At 44.6% G+C, this 17,274-nt stretch carries 13 protein-coding genes; 8 read left to right on the forward strand and 5 right to left on the reverse strand.

The window, feature by feature from the left end:
• Positions 1-54 precede the first annotated feature (54 nt).
• Positions 55-1,179 carry a DNA polymerase III subunit delta' gene (locus tag M0N77_RS04410; RefSeq protein WP_353103885.1) on the forward strand — a complete coding sequence of 375 codons (1,125 nt, stop codon included), beginning with the start codon at positions 55-57 and terminating at the stop codon, positions 1,177-1,179.
• Between the two features lie 56 nt (positions 1,180-1,235).
• A complete protein-coding gene (locus tag M0N77_RS04415) occupies positions 1,236-1,583 on the forward strand; it encodes a PilZ domain-containing protein (RefSeq protein ID WP_353103887.1) in 348 nt (115 codons plus the stop codon).
• Positions 1,584-1,607: 24 nt separating this feature from the next.
• On the opposite strand, the gene ppk2 is transcribed toward M0N77_RS04415, so the two are convergent.
• Together ppk2 and M0N77_RS04425 are read right to left on the reverse strand one after the other, a co-directional pair.
• Positions 1,608-2,621, reverse strand: coding sequence for a polyphosphate kinase 2 (gene ppk2, locus M0N77_RS04420; RefSeq protein ID WP_353103889.1), 1,014 nt, complete (start codon positions 2,619-2,621; stop codon positions 1,608-1,610).
• 189 nt (positions 2,622-2,810) lie between these two features.
• Positions 2,811-4,643 carry an acetyl-CoA C-acetyltransferase gene (locus tag M0N77_RS04425; RefSeq protein WP_371834187.1) on the reverse strand — a complete coding sequence of 611 codons (1,833 nt, stop codon included), beginning with the start codon at positions 4,641-4,643 and terminating at the stop codon, positions 2,811-2,813.
• Positions 4,644-5,103: 460 nt separating this feature from the next.
• On the opposite strand from M0N77_RS04425, the gene M0N77_RS04430 reads away from it, so the two are divergent.
• The 4 genes from M0N77_RS04430 (at position 5,104) to M0N77_RS04445 (ending at position 9,874) form a co-directional block, all read left to right on the forward strand.
• Positions 5,104-6,504, forward strand: a complete 1,401-nt coding sequence (locus M0N77_RS04430) for a 3-oxoacyl-ACP reductase (protein WP_353103890.1) — start codon at positions 5,104-5,106, stop codon at positions 6,502-6,504.
• A 246-nt stretch (positions 6,505-6,750) separates the two neighbouring features.
• Complete coding sequence (locus M0N77_RS04435; RefSeq protein ID WP_353103892.1) at positions 6,751-7,668, forward strand: MaoC/PaaZ C-terminal domain-containing protein; 918 nt, start codon at positions 6,751-6,753, stop codon at positions 7,666-7,668.
• A gap of 141 nt (positions 7,669-7,809) precedes the next feature.
• Positions 7,810-8,400, forward strand: a complete 591-nt coding sequence (locus tag M0N77_RS04440) for a beta-lactamase hydrolase domain-containing protein (protein WP_353103894.1) — start codon at positions 7,810-7,812, stop codon at positions 8,398-8,400.
• Positions 8,401-8,521: 121 nt separating this feature from the next.
• Complete coding sequence (locus tag M0N77_RS04445) at positions 8,522-9,874, forward strand: serine hydrolase domain-containing protein (RefSeq protein ID WP_353105566.1); 1,353 nt, start codon at positions 8,522-8,524, stop codon at positions 9,872-9,874.
• A 12-nt stretch (positions 9,875-9,886) separates the two neighbouring features.
• Here M0N77_RS04445 and M0N77_RS04450 read toward each other — a convergent pair whose 3' ends face one another.
• The 3 genes from M0N77_RS04450 to M0N77_RS04460 all read right to left on the reverse strand — a co-directional run bounded on the left by M0N77_RS04450 (position 9,887) and on the right by M0N77_RS04460 (position 14,220).
• Entirely contained in the window at positions 9,887-11,137 is a 1,251-nt protein-coding gene (locus tag M0N77_RS04450) for a cation:proton antiporter (protein ID WP_353103896.1), read from the reverse strand.
• 306 nt (positions 11,138-11,443) lie between these two features.
• On the reverse strand, positions 11,444-13,330 hold the full coding sequence (ilvD, locus tag M0N77_RS04455) for a dihydroxy-acid dehydratase (protein ID WP_353103898.1): 1,887 nt from the start codon (positions 13,328-13,330) through the stop codon (positions 11,444-11,446).
• A gap of 122 nt (positions 13,331-13,452) precedes the next feature.
• Positions 13,453-14,220 carry a hypothetical protein gene (locus tag M0N77_RS04460; protein ID WP_353103899.1) on the reverse strand — a complete coding sequence of 256 codons (768 nt, stop codon included), beginning with the start codon at positions 14,218-14,220 and terminating at the stop codon, positions 13,453-13,455.
• 281 nt (positions 14,221-14,501) lie between these two features.
• On the opposite strand from M0N77_RS04460, the gene M0N77_RS04465 reads away from it, so the two are divergent.
• Positions 14,502-14,939, forward strand: coding sequence for an HIT family protein (locus tag M0N77_RS04465; RefSeq protein WP_353103900.1), 438 nt, complete (start codon positions 14,502-14,504; stop codon positions 14,937-14,939).
• A 284-nt stretch (positions 14,940-15,223) separates the two neighbouring features.
• Positions 15,224-17,269 (forward strand): BCCT family transporter, encoded by a 2,046-nt coding sequence (locus M0N77_RS04470; RefSeq protein ID WP_353103902.1) that lies wholly within the window; start codon positions 15,224-15,226, stop codon positions 17,267-17,269.
• The last annotated feature ends 5 nt before the right edge of the window (positions 17,270-17,274 follow it).

Here is a 17,274-nt window from a genome sequence, read left to right on the forward strand (position 1 = left end):
GTGGCGATGATAAGATGGCAAATATAAGTTAGCAAAGATAGGATGGCAAAGCACATGACACAGAGTATTTATTTTGCGCCTTTGCTACCTTGGCAGCAGACATTATGGACACAGCTGACCGATCGCGTGTTGACACCGCCGCATCATTTGCCGCATGCGCTATTAGCTGCCGGTATGGCAGGTATGGGTAAACGCGCATTCGTTTGGCGTTTTGTGGCTTGGTTATTATGCCAAAGACGAGGTAGTCATCCGCTAGGGGCTTGCGGCGACTGTGAGAGTTGTCAGTGGCTAAAATCAGGCACCCATCCTAGCTTGCAAGTACTGCCACTGACCAGTATGCCGCTAGAGGCTGAGCCTGAAAATCAGCAAGAGCCGTCTCACTCTAATAGCAGCGCTAAGTCCAAAAAGCAAAGCTTAGCCAACAAGTCTGCTAAGTCGGTCAGTAACGCTTTAGTCACCATCAAGGTCGATGATATTCGCGCGCTCCAGCCTTTTATTTATCAAGGCGGGCAGGGCATGCGTATTTGTGTACTGGACTACGCTGAACAGATGACTATTGCCGCTGCTAATGCGCTACTTAAAACTTTAGAAGAACCACAAGCGCAAGTGCATCTGTTTTTGCTTAGTGATACGCCCGCCAAACTACTACCTACTATCAAAAGCCGCGTGCAACAATTACCTTTGCAACATATTGAGAGCTCTATTGCTATTGATTATGTGCAACAAGCGCTTGGTAGTACTATTAATCGTCAAGCAGTCAGCCCTGAGCAGATCCGGCAGCTACTGCAACTGGCTAATGGCGCGCCGCTTGCTGCAATAGATTTAGCGCAGGCTAGTTGGTACGCTAAGCGCGCGTTGTGGCTAACGACGTGGCAGGCCTTACGCAGCGGCAAACGCAGTAGCTTAGCGGCCAGTGACTATTGGCAACAGCAGCTACCATTGACTGATTTTATCAAGTTGACGGAGCTTATGCTGCTTGATATTCGCCGTATAGCTATGGGGTTAGCGAGTAATCAAGTAGACATTGAGCTCTCGCAAGCTTTAGCGCAGTATCAGCCTACAGATACGGGGCTACAAAAGCTTAGCGATAGCTTGCAACAAATCAAAGTCTCGCTACAACAAAATGTTCAAGAAAAATTCGCTTATGATAAGCTGATGCAACAATTAGCTTATTTATAATGGCTGACTATTTACTCTAATTGCTATTTCATAAACTATCTTTTAAGGAGCGGACTATGGCCATGCCAGGACGTGGTGGAATTCTTACTTGTCATATTGAGGATGTAGCAACGCTATATGCTAGCTATTTATCTTTTGTAGAAAACGGTGCATTATTTGTCCCAAGCAGCCTTGAGCAGCAGTTAGGTGACGAGGTTTTTGTAGCATTTACTCTGCCAAACTCCAGCGAGCGTTTGCCGATGAGTGGTAAAGTAGTTTGGCTCAATCATAAAGCCAATGCCCATCGTCCAGCAGGGTTTGCAGTACAGATAGGCAAAGATGTCACCGGCCAAAGAATTAAGAATGAAGTAGAGCGCTTGCTTGCCGGCAAGATTGACAGTCAACAAAACACATATACTATGTAGGCTAATAGCTGTTTATAAAACACCTTAATAGCGCGACGGTACATACATATCATCAGGAATAGGCTCGCGATAATACTCATCATCGCGCTTACGCTCAGGCAGATCGACCTCATCACGAGGCACTTCTTTATAAGGGATTTGTTCTAATAGATGAGCGATACAATTAAGCCGAGCGCGTTTTTTATTATTGCCTTCCACGACCCACCACGGCGCTTCTGGTATATGAGTACGCTCAAACATCGTCTCCTTAGCCTTCGTATAATCCTCCCAGCGTCGTCTCGACTCTAAATCCATAGGGGAGAGCTTCCACTGTTTTAACGGATCGTGAATACGGCTCATAAAACGCGAGTGCTGCTCGTCATCGGTGATAGAAAACCAGTACTTTACTAGCCTAATACCGGAGCGTACCAGCATGCGCTCAAACTCAGGTACCGATTGAAAAAACTCTTCGTACTGCGCATCGGTACAAAATCCCATTACCCGCTCCACGCCCACACGGTTGTACCAGCTGCGATCGAATAATACAATCTCGCCAGCCGCGGGCAGATGGGCAACATAGCGCTGAAAGTACCACTGCGATTGCTCACGCTCAGTAGGTGCAGGCAGCGCCGCCACTCGGCAAACCCTTGGGTTGAGGCGCTGAGTGATACGCTTGATCGCGCCGCCTTTGCCCGCAGAATCCCGTCCCTCAAACACCACCACGATACGCTCACCGCGATCGACTACCCAGTCTTGTAGTTTAATTAGCTCGCGCTGCAAACGTACCAATTCTTGAAAATAAGTACGACGATCTAAGCGCTCTTGTTCGCTCATCTGCCGCCCATCAAAACGAAAGTCACGCACATAGTCGTCTATTTCGTTCTCAAGCTCCTCATCATAACTATCAATTAGATCTTGATGCATTTTGCGCCGAAGCTCATCGTTGAACACCTCCTTATCCATACGACCAATAAAATTATCACGCTCCGCCGCGCTCATCTCGCTATGCTCTTGTCGGCTTAAGGACTTAGGATCTATGGTTGAGGGTATGCTTGCCATATTGTACTCGCTGATAGGGATAGATTTTATTATAGTTGCTAATACTCTATCACAGCTTTGCTATAAGCTAGAGACAGACTACGCTTTGTCAATAAAAAAACTCAAAACAATAAAATAAAAGTCAAAAAAATGCTCCCTAATTAATCATTAGAGAGCATTTTAGTGTAGCTAGTAGGTTTGTAGCGTTTCTTATTTCTCTAAAATACAAGTGACTCCTTGACCACCAGCGGCGCAGATAGAGATAAGCGCGCGGCCTGAGCCTTTTTGATCAAGTAATTTAGCAGCCGTTGCTAAGATACGGCCGCCGGTAGCAGCGAAAGGATGCCCCGCGGCTAGTGATGAGCCATTGACGTTTAGCTTACTACGATCGATTGAGCCTAATGGTGCATCAAGACCTAGACGCTCTTGGCAGAAAGTCTCATCTTCCCATGCTGCAAGCGTGGATAGTACTTGTGAGGCAAAAGCTTCATGTATCTCATAAAAGTCAAAATCTTGCAAAGTCAAACCTGCGCGCTCAAGCATACGCGGTACGGCATAAGCGGGAGCCATAAGCAGGCCTTCTTTATCACCTGATTTACCGATGAAATCGACCGCTGCTGTTTCTTGATGGACGATATAAGCCAAAGGCTTAAGGCCATGCTCTTTTGCCCATTCATCGTTAGCCAATAGCACACAAGAAGCGCCATCGGTTAGCGGCGTAGAGTTGGCGGCTGTCATAGTAGGATTGGCGTTTTTCTTACCAAAGACGGGCTTGAGCTTTGCAAGCTTCTCTAAAGTGGTGTCCGGGCGTAAGTTATTGTCGCGAGTCAAACCCTTATAAGGAGTGATCAAATCGTCAAAGAAACCTTCGTCATAAGCACGCGCCAAGTTTTGATGGCTATTAAACGCTAGCTGGTCTTGATCTTCACGGCTGATGTTCCACTCAAGAGCAGTAATCGCTTGATGATCGCCCATCGATAGCCCTGTACGCGGCTCACCGTTTTGTGGCGAGTCAATAAGATCCTTTGGATTGATGCTCATTAGTGCCTTTAGGCGCTGCTTGTTATCTTTGGCTGCGCCTAATTTAATCATCGCTTTACGTAGGCCGTCCCCAATGGCGATAGGGGCATCTGAGGTAGTATCAACACCGCCAGTAATAGCAGAATCGATAAGACCTAGCGCGATTTTATTAGCGGACGCAAAAGTCGCTTGCAGGCCCGTACCACAAGCTTGGGCTATATCATAAGTGGGCGTATGCGGATTCAGCGCGGTATTCAAAGCGGCTTCGCGAGTTAAGTTTAAGTCGCGGCTTAGCTTAAGAACAGCGCCAGCGACTACTTCGCCGATAAGCTCGCCTTGTAAGTCATAGCGCTCAACTAGTCCGTTTAGCGCGGCGGTTAACATATCGATATTGCTAGCATCAGCATAAGCACCATTTGAGCGTGCAAAAGGAATACGGTTGCCGCCTAAGATAGCTACGCGCTGTAAGCCTGAGCTGTTGCTGCTAGTCGCACTTTTTTTACTAGCCGCTGTCGTCGCTTTTTTAGCGGCTGCTTTTGGTGCCTCTTTTTGTTCAGTTTTTTGCTCAGTCATAGCTTTTTTCTCATTAGTGTTTTTGGTGGTAGCGGTTCTACTAGAGCTGGCTGGTTTTTTTTCATCTGCCGGTTTTTCAGAGGCTTTTTTATCAGCGTTATCTGCTTTAGCTTTATCAGCGTCAGCTTCTTTGCTAGCTTCTGGCTCTACTGATTTTGATTGAGTAGTAGCTTCAAGCTCTTCTTGTTTAGCCGCTTCAGCTTCATTTGCCATGTCTTGTTTTATTTTGGCTTTTTTATCTGCTTGCTCATTAGTCGAGGATTTAGTGACTGGTTGGCCATCAGCATCTACTATTTCAGTATGCTGCTTTAGATCGGCGATTGACTCATAGTTTGCAGTATGGTCTTTATCGCTAGTTTGAGATGCTGCTGCTTGAGTGTCAGTAGTCGTGCTATCATTGCCTTTAACGACTGTGGTTCCAACAATAGGGCTGTCTTTTTTATTACTCATAATAAAGGTATCCTTAAAATAGTGGTGAAAGAAAATAAAGTAAAAGTTAAGTGATAAATAAAAAGTTATAAACAAAGAAAGTAAGATAGTTAGTCAATATATAGGATAATAGTAGGTTATCATAATAATTTTCATGGCCTTCTTGTAGTGCTTTAGCAAATCTTTACTACTCTAAGAGCCGATATTAGGTAACAAGATATAATGGTAGACTCAGCAGTAGTGATAAGAGATATTACTTACTAGCTCATTTAATAATATATTGTTATCATTGATGCTCAAAGACATAACTTATAGTAAAAATATTTTAACATAGGCCAAAGGTTTTTAAATCATTATAGAGTAACTGTGCTGTCTACGTTTGTTGTCTATCTAAGCCCTTGACTTTTTGTTAACTTTGCAAAGGTTGTGATTGAATCTATTTAACTTAGCTTTTCATTATTTATAAATACAGGAGTATTTTATGTCAGATCGTTATGGTGATTTTGTACAATCTTCAATTGGTAAAAAAGTAGCAAAGAATTTAGGTTTGCCGCAGCCTGTGAGTTTGGATCGCTTTGAGGCCGGTCAGCGTTTGGTACGTGGCAGCGTGTTAGTAGGCCGCGCAAATGGTGATGATATGAGCGTTAGTCACTCGGTGGCGCGCATTTTATCTAAATTGCATGCTGAGGTTTTTGTTAATAGCCGTGATGATGCCAAAGACGCCCTAGCCGAAGCGGGTATCGAAGCAAAAGCCAATACCGGCAGTAAAGACAAATTTAAAGTATTATTATTTGACGCCAGTAATATCAGTAATGCCAGTGAGCTCAAACAACTCTATGACTTTTTTCATCAAGTCGCTCGCAGCGTTGAGAAATCAGGCCGCGTGGTCATTATCGGTCGCCCGCCTGAAGCCATTGACGATGTACAAAAAGCGCTGGCTCAGCGCGCGCTAGAAGGTTTTGTGAAGTCAGTAGGCAAAGAGTTCAAACGTGGTATCACCGCTCAGCTGATTTATGTGACTGAAGGGTCTGAGGAAAACCTAGATTCCTCACTGCGCTTTTTTACCTCTGCGCGCTCCGCTTATGTCTCAGGACAAGTGATCCGTGTTGGTAAGGGTCATACTATCGATATCGATTGGTCACAGCCGCTAGCGGGTAAAACTATGCTAGTTACTGGAGCTAGCCGCGGTATCGGTGAAGCTATTGCACGAGTATTGGCACGCGAAGGCGCTCATGTTATGTGCCTTGATGTGCCGCAGCAACAAGCTGACTTACAGAAAGTTGCAAGCGAAATCAGTGGCTCAACCTTGACAGTAGATATCACTAGTGACGATGCTGGCGAGCAAATCGCTGAGGCGGCGCAAAAGCGTGGCGGGCTTGACGCCATTATCCATAATGCTGGGGTGACGCGTGATAAGACGCTAGCGAATATGGATGAGCAAAAGTGGGATATGGTCATCGACATTAACCTAAATAGTGTCGCTGAGCTTAATAAATACTTGCTTGAGAAAAACGTATTAAAAGACGATGCTCGTATTGTCTGCGTCTCTTCAATCTCAGGTATCGCTGGTAACTTGGGCCAGACTAACTATGCTACTTCCAAAGCTGGCGTTATCGGCTTAGTCGATGCTACTGCTAAGCAGTTAGCGACTGAGGGTAAAGGCATGACTATCAATGCGGTGGCACCAGGCTTTATCGAAACGCAAATGACCGAGGCTATTCCTTTTGCTATTCGTGAAGCGGGTCGCCGTATGAACTCTATGAGCCAAGGCGGTCTACCTGTCGATGTCGCTGAAACTATCGCTTGGTTGGCCTCTCCTGCATCCGGCGGCTTAAACGGCAACACCGTACGGGTTTGTGGTCAAAGCTTACTGGGCGCATAAAGCGTTAATCCTGTGCTGGGATAAAAATTACCAGCTAATTTTCGCTTAGCTAGTGACACTGATTTATAATAATATAAGTATTTGATTTTATTATAAATTTTTATAAAAATTCACATATGCTTACGAAAAAATGGTCAATAAATGTTAAGAAAGCTGCCCGAGGGTGGCTTTTTTATGATAAAAACACAGCAATAAAAGCTATTTACCCCATAGTTAAGTTTGTTAAGCCCTATCTAGGATTGATTTATGTCAGATACTCGTTATGATGCGTTGCCTAAGGCGCATACCACTTATGCCAATATTATCAAGAGCTTGTTGCCCATTGGCGATCATTCTAAAGTCAGTAAAGACGCGCTGCCATCAGCGACTTATTCTGTAGATGACTTACATATTGATCAAAGCAATTTGAATGATTATCGTAAGATTTGCGGTTTTGCCGATAATGGTAAAGTGCCTATTACTTACTTTGCGGTATTGTCGCAAACCTTGCAGATGAATATGATGGTCAAGGAGCCGTTCCCGTTTCCGATGTTGGGTCTAGTGCACATTGACAATTTAGTCATTCAGCATCGACCTATTGGTGAGCGCGAGACGGTCACTATGTCAGTTACTTTTGCCAATCTGCGCGATCATGCGCAAGGTCAGCAATTTGACTTTGTCACTACGGTTAAATCACAAGACGATATCATTTGGGAAGGCACTTCTACTTATTTGGCTCGCGGTAAAAAGCCTAAGACTAGTGGCATCAAAAAAAGTGCGCCGCGTCCAGTAACGATCAAGCCTATGGTTGATGAGGCAGGCACGCATAAAGTGTTTGAGGTGCCAGAGGATATCGGCCGCCGTTATGCTTTTATCTCAGGCGACTTTAACTTAATCCATCTACATCCTTTATCGGCAAAAGCCTTTGGTTTCCCAAAAGCTATCGCACATGGTATGTGGTCAAAAGCTAAGTGCTTAGCGATGATGAATGATTTGCCAGACGCTTTTAGTGCTGAGGTTGCTTTTAAATTACCTATCTTTTTGCCATCAGAGGTTGAGCTAATCGCTGAGCCAGTAGCTAAGCTTGAAAGTAGCGACGATCATTGCAACTTTGGCTTATATAGTGCCAAAAATGACAAGCCGCATTTAGCAGGCGTCGTCAAACTTTTAAAAGAAGCTAACTAAGCAAATCCGGGCGTGTTGAACGTCAAGGCGCTCTAGTATTTATACTTTATAAACAGGCTAATAATCTAAGTTTTGTCTGTTTGTTTATCAATAAAGTCATGCTTTAAGACGGCAGTCATCATTTTTGTTAAGATAAAACTAATGGCTGTCCTTATTGCATTTATCCACAAACCGCTATTATCCATTCAATTTACGACTATGACTGAAAATAACCAAACCTTGCCACCTGCCGCAGCAGCGCCAACTGATAGCAACGTAGCCGATCAAAACAGCAAGCTCGATCACGACGTTAATCTGGCGGATGCACTCAATCCTTACTTTCGCCCTGATGAGCAAACCATCGTTTGCGGAGCGCTTGATAGCGAAAAAGTAGCGGCTCTAGCAAAAGCTGGGGTCGAGCTAGTTATCAATTTGCAGACCGATGAGGAGCTTGAATTTGATGAAGCGGCCGCGGTCAAGCAAGCAGGCATGGCTTATGAGCATCTGCCTATTAATGGTGCTGCCGATTTAAAGCAGCTGAATATCTTGGAGTTTGATAAGATATTACGCCAACATCACGGCAAAAAAATGGCTATGCACTGCGGCTCAGGTAATAGAGCAGGCGCGGCAATGGCACTGCGAGCAGGCTGGCTACGAGGACGCAAAATGGATACCGCTATGCAAAGTGGCCGTAGCCATGGCATGACCAAGCTTGAAGAAGAGGTACATAATCGGCTCTTAGTGCCGCGTTAATTACAAACATATTTTACAGCAGCAGGCGACCCATAGGTGGCCTGTTTTGCTATCAAAGCTCATCACTTACCAATACTCTTTAGTTTTAAAACCGACCATCCGTCAGCCAGCAGGAATAGCGATGATAGACAATAATAATATTAATAATGAGCTTGAGCAGCAGTTGCAGCAGCTATTGACTAGATTGCAATTAGATGACGCGCCCGCAGGAGGCTCAGTAGTCGTTTATCAGTCTGGCAAATGTATCGCGCAAGCTAATGTTGGAATGGCGCAGCTAAACTCACCCTGGCAGCCCGATACCTTGGCGCTTAATTTCTCTACTGGTAAAGGCGTGCTGGCAACCCTAGTGCATGTGCTTGTCTCAAAGCAGCTATTAGCTTACGACACGCCTATAGCTCATTATTGGCCTAAGTTTGCGGCTAATAATAAGAGTGCGATTACCCTGCGGCAGGTTATGTCACACCAAGCAAGCTTATTTGCTATTAGCAGTATTGATGCCGATAGTGAGACTTTACTCAATTGGCCTGAGATGTTAGTCAAAGTCGCCGCCATGGCTGTTACTAAACCTGATGATAATGAGCGCTATGACAGCGCTTATAGTGCGTTAGTTTATGGTTGGATATTGGGCGGTTTGGTTGAGGGGGTGACGCAGATGTCACTGGCTGAGGCGCTGCGATTTTACTTAACTGAGCCTTTGGGTATTAGTGATAGTTGCTATTTTGGCGTGCCAGCGGATAAAGTGGGGCAAGTCGCAAAACTAGCCAAAGACTTTGAGCCCATGGCCCAAGATGATTCGCCTTTACGTCACAAACGTCATAAACCAGTGTTAAGAGCTGAGTCAAAACAGACGCTAGCGGTTTACGAGCAGCTACCTAGCTATAAGTGTTGGCAGCGCTTAGCTATCACTAATCAGCAAGTCTCAGCTGAGGCTAGTCTGACCGCTACCCAAATCAATCGCTTGTATTTTAACCATAGTGCTATCCATGCTAGCAACTACCGAGCGGCATTAGTGCCCGCTAATAAACAGCCTATTGATTATTATAATGAACAAACACTCCAAGCGATAATTCCAGCTGCTAATGGTGTAGCGTCAGCAAAAGCACTAGCGACCATTTATACCATGCTGGCAAGTGGCGGAGTCTGGCAAGGTCAAACGCTGATTGATAAAGCAACTTTTGCACAGTTATCTGCGGTGCAAGCTGATGGTGATGACGCGGTTATGCCAGCAAAGATGCAATGGCGTTTGGGTTATCATAGATTATTTAGCGTCTGTCAGCATGATGATAACGCCGCTAATCATAGCGTCCAGCAGGGGTTTGGTCACATGGGTTATAACGGCTCAGTCGCTTGGTGTGACCCTACTCGTAAGCTCTCTTTTGCCTTTATTCATAACTTTGATATAACCATGCTCAATGATATTCGCCAGTTTGCTCTAAGTGAGGCAGTACTAGATCTTATTAAAGCTCAAAGCTAAGTTTGAGAAAAATCAGTTGTATGGTTTGTTAGGTGTCATTTTTAATAAAGAGGGCGCGCTCAAGCCATGGATAAAGATGGAGGTCAAAATCACTATCGAACAAACAACCCATAGTTTAGTAGCATCAGCTTCGCTAAATAAGTCTTTATTGAGCGCATAGGATAAATAATATAAAGTACCAATACCGCGAATACCCAAGGCGGAGATGGCATATTTTTCAGTATGATGCATATTTAGGCCAGTAAGTGCTATCACTCCGCCAATGGGGCGTATCAAAAATAAAAATACGAAGCTGACGATATAGACCGGCCAAGTCAGCTCAATGCCAGATTGTAGCCCTTGACCGATGAGCATGCCAAAAGCAACCAAGACTACTGACATCAATAAACCTTCAGACTGCTCAGCAAAATCGTGTAGTTTTTGGTGGTAAGAGTGCTTATGCTCTGAGCGCCGAAAAGCAAAAGCGGCGACAAATACGGCGATAAAACCATAGCTATGTACGTATTCAGCCAGTCCGTAAGCGAGCAAAGTCAAGGCAATGACTACGTAGCCTTGTGACATGCTGGTCTCGTTAGATTTCTTTGAAAAAACTACTTTAGCTAACACTTTACCCACTACGATACCAACTGCTACGCCTGCTAGTATTTTCCACAATACCTCATACGTGAACCACGACCATAGCATCTCTGCGCTAAAGCGCTGACCGTCGTTGTAAGCCTCAGCGATGTTGATAGCCAGATAAACAAACGGAAAAGCTAGACCATCATTAAGGCCAGCCTCTGAGGTTAAGGTAAAGCGCGGAGTATCCTCACCGCCAGTATTAGGCGGGCCTACTTGAATGCTAGCAGCTAGCACCGGATCGGTTGGCGCTAATACTGCTCCTAACAATACAGCCGCGCCTAAAGTGAGGCCAAAGGTGTAGTAGCCTAATACTGCCATAGCGAAGATACAGATAGGCATAGTAATCAATAGCAAGCGCACAGTAGGACGCCATAAATGCCAAGCCAGCTCAGTATCTATCTTGATGCCAGCGCCTACCAAAGATACTAATACCACAATCTCCGTCACTTTTTCAATGACGATACTATTCTCAAGTGGATTTAAGAACGACAAAGTTAGCCAAAAATAACCCACTATCATACCGAAGCTTACTTGCAGCATAGGCAAAGAGATAGGCAAGCGTTTGGAGATAATAGGGAACAGTGCGCCTAACAAGAACGCCACACCGCCTATTAATAATACAAAGTTATAGTTCTCGATCATAAGGTCTGCATGCGCCAATAAGATAACGTTAATAAGAAATATCGTTAATAACAAGCTTATCTTTATCTAGATAAGTAAGCTAAATCGCTACTTATAATGACAGGAAAAAACAAATTTTTCCGCAAAAAAACGTTATCACTTTAAATAATACGTTGGTTTTTGGTACTGGCTAATAATTGCTTACAGCTAGGATTGAGAATTTGATTGAGAGTTTTTAAAGATAAAATATAAACTCTATCTTCAAACAAAAAAGCCAGCGCTAGGCTGACTTGTTTGAAAAAATAAAATATTTTTATTTAATGACTCTTAACGCTCGACTTGGCTGACGTCACGTACCGCGCCAGTATCAGCGCTCGTAGTCATTGCAGCATAAGCGCGCAGAGCAGGCGAGACATGACGCTCACGGTTGACTGGCTTCCACGCATTACTACCGCGACTCTCCATCTCTTCGCGGCGAGCGGCTAGATCGGCATCGCTCACTTGCACATTGATAGTACGATTAGGGATATCAATATGGATAGTATCGCCCTCGACCACTAAACCAATAGCGCCGCCTTCAGCTGCCTCTGGGCTTGCATGACCGATTGATAACCCTGAAGTACCGCCAGAGAAGCGGCCATCGGTGAGTAGTGCACACTCTTTACCTAAGCCTTTGGACTTCAAATAAGTCGTTGGATAGAGCATCTCTTGCATACCAGGGCCCCCTTTAGGGCCTTCGTAGCGGATAATGACGACATCACCGGCGACTATTTGGTCATCAAGTACCGCAGTGACGGCATCGTCTTGCGACTCAAAGATACGCGCGCGACCGGTGAATACTAGAATGCTCTCATCAACACCAGCGGTCTTGACCACACAGCCACGCTCGGCGATATTACCGTACAGTACAGCAAGGCCACCATCTTCTGAATAAGCGTGCTGGGTACTACGAATACAGCCTGACTCGCGGTTGACATCAAGGTTTGACCACTCTTGAGACTGTGAAAAAGCTTGAGTAGTACGTACACCGCCAGGAGCCGCGATATAGCGTGCGCGCGCCTCAAGATTGTTAGGATTCATGATATCCCATTTATCAATCGCTTCTTTCATCGTCGCGCTGTGGATGGTTGGGATATCAGTATTTAATAATCCGGCGCGATCAAGCTCGGCTAATAAGGCAAAGACCCCGCCGGCACGATGCACATCTTCCATATGGTATTTTTGTGAGGCGGGAGCGACTTTAGCTAGACAAGGCACACCGCGGCTTAAACGGTCAATATCATGCATTTTAAAATCAACTTCTGCTTCATTGGCCGCCGCTAACAGATGCAAAATAGTATTGGTCGAGCCGCCCATAGCGATATCTAAGGTCATCGCGTTCTCAAAGGCAGCTTTGGTTGCAATAGAGCGCGGTAGTACTGAATCATCGTCTTGCTCATAACGACGCTTGGCCAAGTCGACAATAGTACGACCGGCTTCTAAAAATAACTCGCGGCGTAAAGAGTGCGTCGCAAGAAGTGAGCCATTACCCGGTAATGCTAAGCCTAAAGCTTCGGTCAAGCAGTTCATCGAGTTGGCGGTGAACATACCAGAGCATGACCCACAAGTCGGACAAGCGGATGATTCAATAGCCAATACATCTTCATCACTGATATTATCATCAGCGGCGTCCATCATCGCATCGACAAGGTCAAGCTTACGAATCGCGCTACTGTCATCACCATCGGTATTGTGGCTTTTTCCCACTGTGCTGGCAAGAATCTTACCCGCTTCCATTGGGCCACCGGAGATAAACACCACTGGTATATTCAGGCGCATGGCCGCCATTAGCATCCCCGGAGTGATTTTATCACAGTTAGAGATACAGACTAAGGCGTCGGCGCAGTGCGCATTAACCATATATTCTACCGAGTCAGCGATTAAGTCGCGGCTAGGCAAGGAGTAAAGCATACCGCTATGGCCCATGGCAATACCGTCATCGACCGCGATAGTATTGAACTCTTTAGCGACGCCGCCAGCGCTTTCGATCTCGCGCGCTACCATCTGACCTAAGTCTTTAAGATGGACGTGACCGGGCACAAACTGAGTAAACGAGTTGGCTATAGCGATGATAGGCTTACCAAAATCGCCATCAGTCATGCCCGTTGCGCGCCATAACGCTCGCGCGCCTGCCATATTACGACCACCGGTAGAGGTTTTTGAGCGATAATCCATGTGATATTCCTTACAAATAGGTGTGATACATTAGGTGATACATTGTGTGACAAATTGAATGATTATAAATTTACGCCAATAAAGTTCAATAAAATATAGTGCTCATCCTTCTAAAAAGACGGCTACTCAACCCGCTCTAAAATAGCGGCCTCAAACCAAGGCAACTCTGCTTTATTGGCTTCAAGCTTGGTCATAACCGTTAACGCATGAGTGGCTGGCAAATATTGATAATCGCTGCTAGCGGCAAAGCTGATAAAGGGATTGTCATCGACATTTTCTTCATCGATACTGATTAGCGTCTGCTTATCATTCTTGTACAGCACATCAACCCGGCCAAAAAAATGCCAATCCTTAAAAGCAGCCACTAGCGCATCGGCTTGGTTTTGAGTATATATTTGCTGAGTGGCTTTGCCGGTATTACTCCAATGCAAGCGTACTGCCAATTGCAGCGCCTCGCTAAAGACCACCAGCGAGCCTGTTACCTTGACATGCCACGGCTGTGCTATTAGTGCTGCATCTATACCTATCAGCTTGGCCGCTTCACTTGCCGTCATCATAGTATCAAATTGGCTGAGCAATTTGGTAGTCAAAGGATTCGCCTGCTTAATAACGTCCTCTAAACTATCATAATGATATAAAAATGGCAGCGGCAGATCTTGAGTGATGGTTTTTTCATTGACTTTACAGTTATGAATACGCCAGCCAATAGCTTTATCTATCAAAGCTTCTGCTAGGATAATAGCGTTTGGATCAATGCTTTTTTTTATCTCAGTGAGGCTAGCAATATCTTCATAGACCGTTTCGGCTGATAATGGCGTCGCTATAGAGTCGTTAGTATGCTCGACATTAGAGTCGATATCACTAGCTAATTGAGTAGGCAAAAGTGTCAAATGAATAAACCTAATAGCAGTAGAGTAGAGGGCTAATATAACATTATGAGCCGTAACTCGCCAATAAATTCGCGGGCTTAGTTACTTATGCTAGCTATCAATAAAGCCTAGTTTGGAGTATTGAGAGCTTGTGCTAAAGCCCTATTTCGTCCACTATAATAATGATATCTTTGCTGTCGCTAAATCCATTAAGGTATTAAAGTTTTCAGCTTTCAATACCCTTATCATTTTTAACTTTTAATTTTGAAGATTAAAAACCATTTATATAAAGGAGAGAAACTATGAGTCAAGAGAAGCAAGCTAACTATGACGATAATAATATTTTTGCCAAAATGCTAAAGGGTGAGATTCCTTATCATAAGGTTTATGAGGATGATAAGACTTTAGCTTTTATGGATATCATGCCGCAAGCTAAAGGCCATGTACTAATCATTCCAAAACAGCAAGCGGTGGATCTTGCTGATCTTGAGCCAGAATTTGCTACGGCGGTATTGATGACTGCCAAAAAAGTCATGGCAGCTCAGCGTCAGGTATTCGAGCGTGAAGGCATCATTCAGATGCAGCTTAATGGTAGTGAGGCCGGGCAGACGGTCTTTCATTATCATCTGCATCTGATTCCTAGCAGCATTCATGAATTGGGCCGTCATGCAGTCACGCAAGCTGACCAAACAGAGCTTGCCAATATGGCTAAACAGTTGACCGCGGCAATCGCTACTTAATGCTATAGAGAATAAACCATTAAATAACAGTAACTCAAAATTAAATAGGGCAACTTAATAGTTGCCTTTTTTATTCTCCGATTTTGTTGTCCAAGAACTGGTGATATAAAATGTTAACCATTGGCGTTATTTTGGAGTTTAGCAAGCGACTGTGTTATAAAAAGAACCCACAGTTTTTAATCTTGGTAATATTTGATGTTTTTGTAAGTTTTTCGGTGGCCAGATTTTACTAAAAATTGCTGCACAAGCCGAATTTGATAAGTCTACTTTTAGAGACCTATACTATGAAGAATAAGAAATTTCGTTCTACTATTTTGATGCCAGTATTCATCCCGACAGCGGTGGTGATGTTTTTATTGGTCATTGGTACCGCTACTAGTCCTGAATTAGCCAGTAACTTGTTTAGTGAAGTGCTAAGCTTTACCACCTCCAATTTTGGCTGGTTTTATATGCTAGCCACCGCACTGTTTTTGATGTTTATTGTGATCTTGGCTTTCTCGCCTTATGGCACTATCAAGCTTGGGCCGGATCATGGCGTCCCACAATACAACTTTATCGAATGGTTTTCGATGTTGTTTTCGGCAGGGTATGGCATTGCTTTATTATTTTATGGCGTTGCTGAGCCGGTTACGCATTTTGCTATGCCGCCGCTTTCAGAGCCTGAGACGATAGCTGCTGCCAAAGAGGCGATGCAGATTGCTTATTTTCATTGGGGTTTTCATATATGGGCCATCAATGGCGTGGTAGCTTTAACGCTAGCTTATTTTGCTTTTCGTCAAGGATTGCCTTTGTCAATGCGCTCGACGCTTTATCCTATCATCGGTGAAAAAATATATGGCCCTATCGGTCATGCAGTAGATGTATTCGCTATTTTGGGTACTTTGTTTGGTTTGGCAACGAGTCTGGGTATCTCTGTCTCGCAGATTAATACCGGTTTGAATTATTTAGTTCCGAGCATTCCTGTTAATACTACCGTACAGGTGATTGCTATTACTATCATCACCGGATTAGCGCTAATATCGGTGCTGGCAGGGATGGATAAAGGGGTAAAACGCTTATCTATCTTAAATATGATACTGGCCACGGCGCTGATGTTATTTGTGTTTATCGTCGGTCCTTCAGTGTTTATTCTTAATGCCTTTATGGAAAATACCGGCAGCTATCTAGGTAATATTGTCGAGCGTACCTTTAGCCTGCAAGCCTATCAGCAAGGCGATTGGATCACCAGTTGGACACTGTTTATCTTTGCTTGGACGATTTCTTGGTCGCCGTTTGTCGGCATATTTATCGCCAAGATTAGCCGTGGTCGCACGATTCGTGAGTTTATCGCTGGTGTCATGTTAGTACCTACTATCTTTACTTTTTTCTGGTTTGCCGTATTTGGCGATACTGCTCTCAATATGATTATGGTACAAGGCTATGAATCACTGATTACTGAGGTACAAAATAACCAAGCCATTGCTTTATTTAAGCTGCTTGAGAACTTGCCTTTTACCCAGGTAGTATCAGCTTTGGCAGTGGTGCTTATTATTACCTTTTTTATCACCTCCTCTGATTCAGGATCTTTGGTTATTGACTCATTAGCAGCAGGCGGTCGCAGTGATACACCTGCGTGGCAGCGTACCTTTTGGGTGCTGATATTAGGCGTTGTTGCCTCAGTACTCTTGCTAGCAGGGGGCCTTAAGGCACTACAAACCGCGGCTATCGTCAGTGCGTTACCCTTTACTATTATTATTTTGATAGCGATGTTTGGTATGTGGCGGGCGCTTCGTATTGAAGGCCATCGTAATCAGAGCTTGGCTAATGACAGTCACTTGCCGCCGCATCTGCTCAAACTAGAAGCGTGGCGCGACCGGATTGACTATATTACCGAGCAGCCAAGCCGCGAGGAAGTACTGAGCTATATCAAAGGTACAGTAATGTCCTCAATGACAGAGGTGGCAGAGAAATTTGCTGAGACCGGCTGGGTGCCTGAGGTCAACTATGATGACAATAATAATCGAGCGGTGCTCGAGCTGCAGCGCGGTGATGATGTAGAGTTTTGGTACGAAGTTCGCTTATCTAACCACGAAATGCCTGATTATTATCCAGAAGATAGTCAAAGAGATCTATCGCAAGAGCATTTTTATCGGGCGCAAGTGTACCTGCGCCGCGGCGCACAAACGTATGATTTATATGGTTATCAATCAGAATCGGTAATCAACGATATCATTGATCAGTTTGAGAAGTATTTGCACTTCTTACATGAGTCTCCAAACTCTTTGCCATGGCGGATGCAGGAACATGATGACAATATCACTTTGGAGCAGGGTAGTGTGTTTGATAAGTAGCTTTA

The sequence above is a fragment of the Psychrobacter sp. AH5 genome (genome assembly GCF_040371085.1).
Classification (GTDB): Bacteria; Pseudomonadota; Gammaproteobacteria; order Pseudomonadales; family Moraxellaceae; genus Psychrobacter.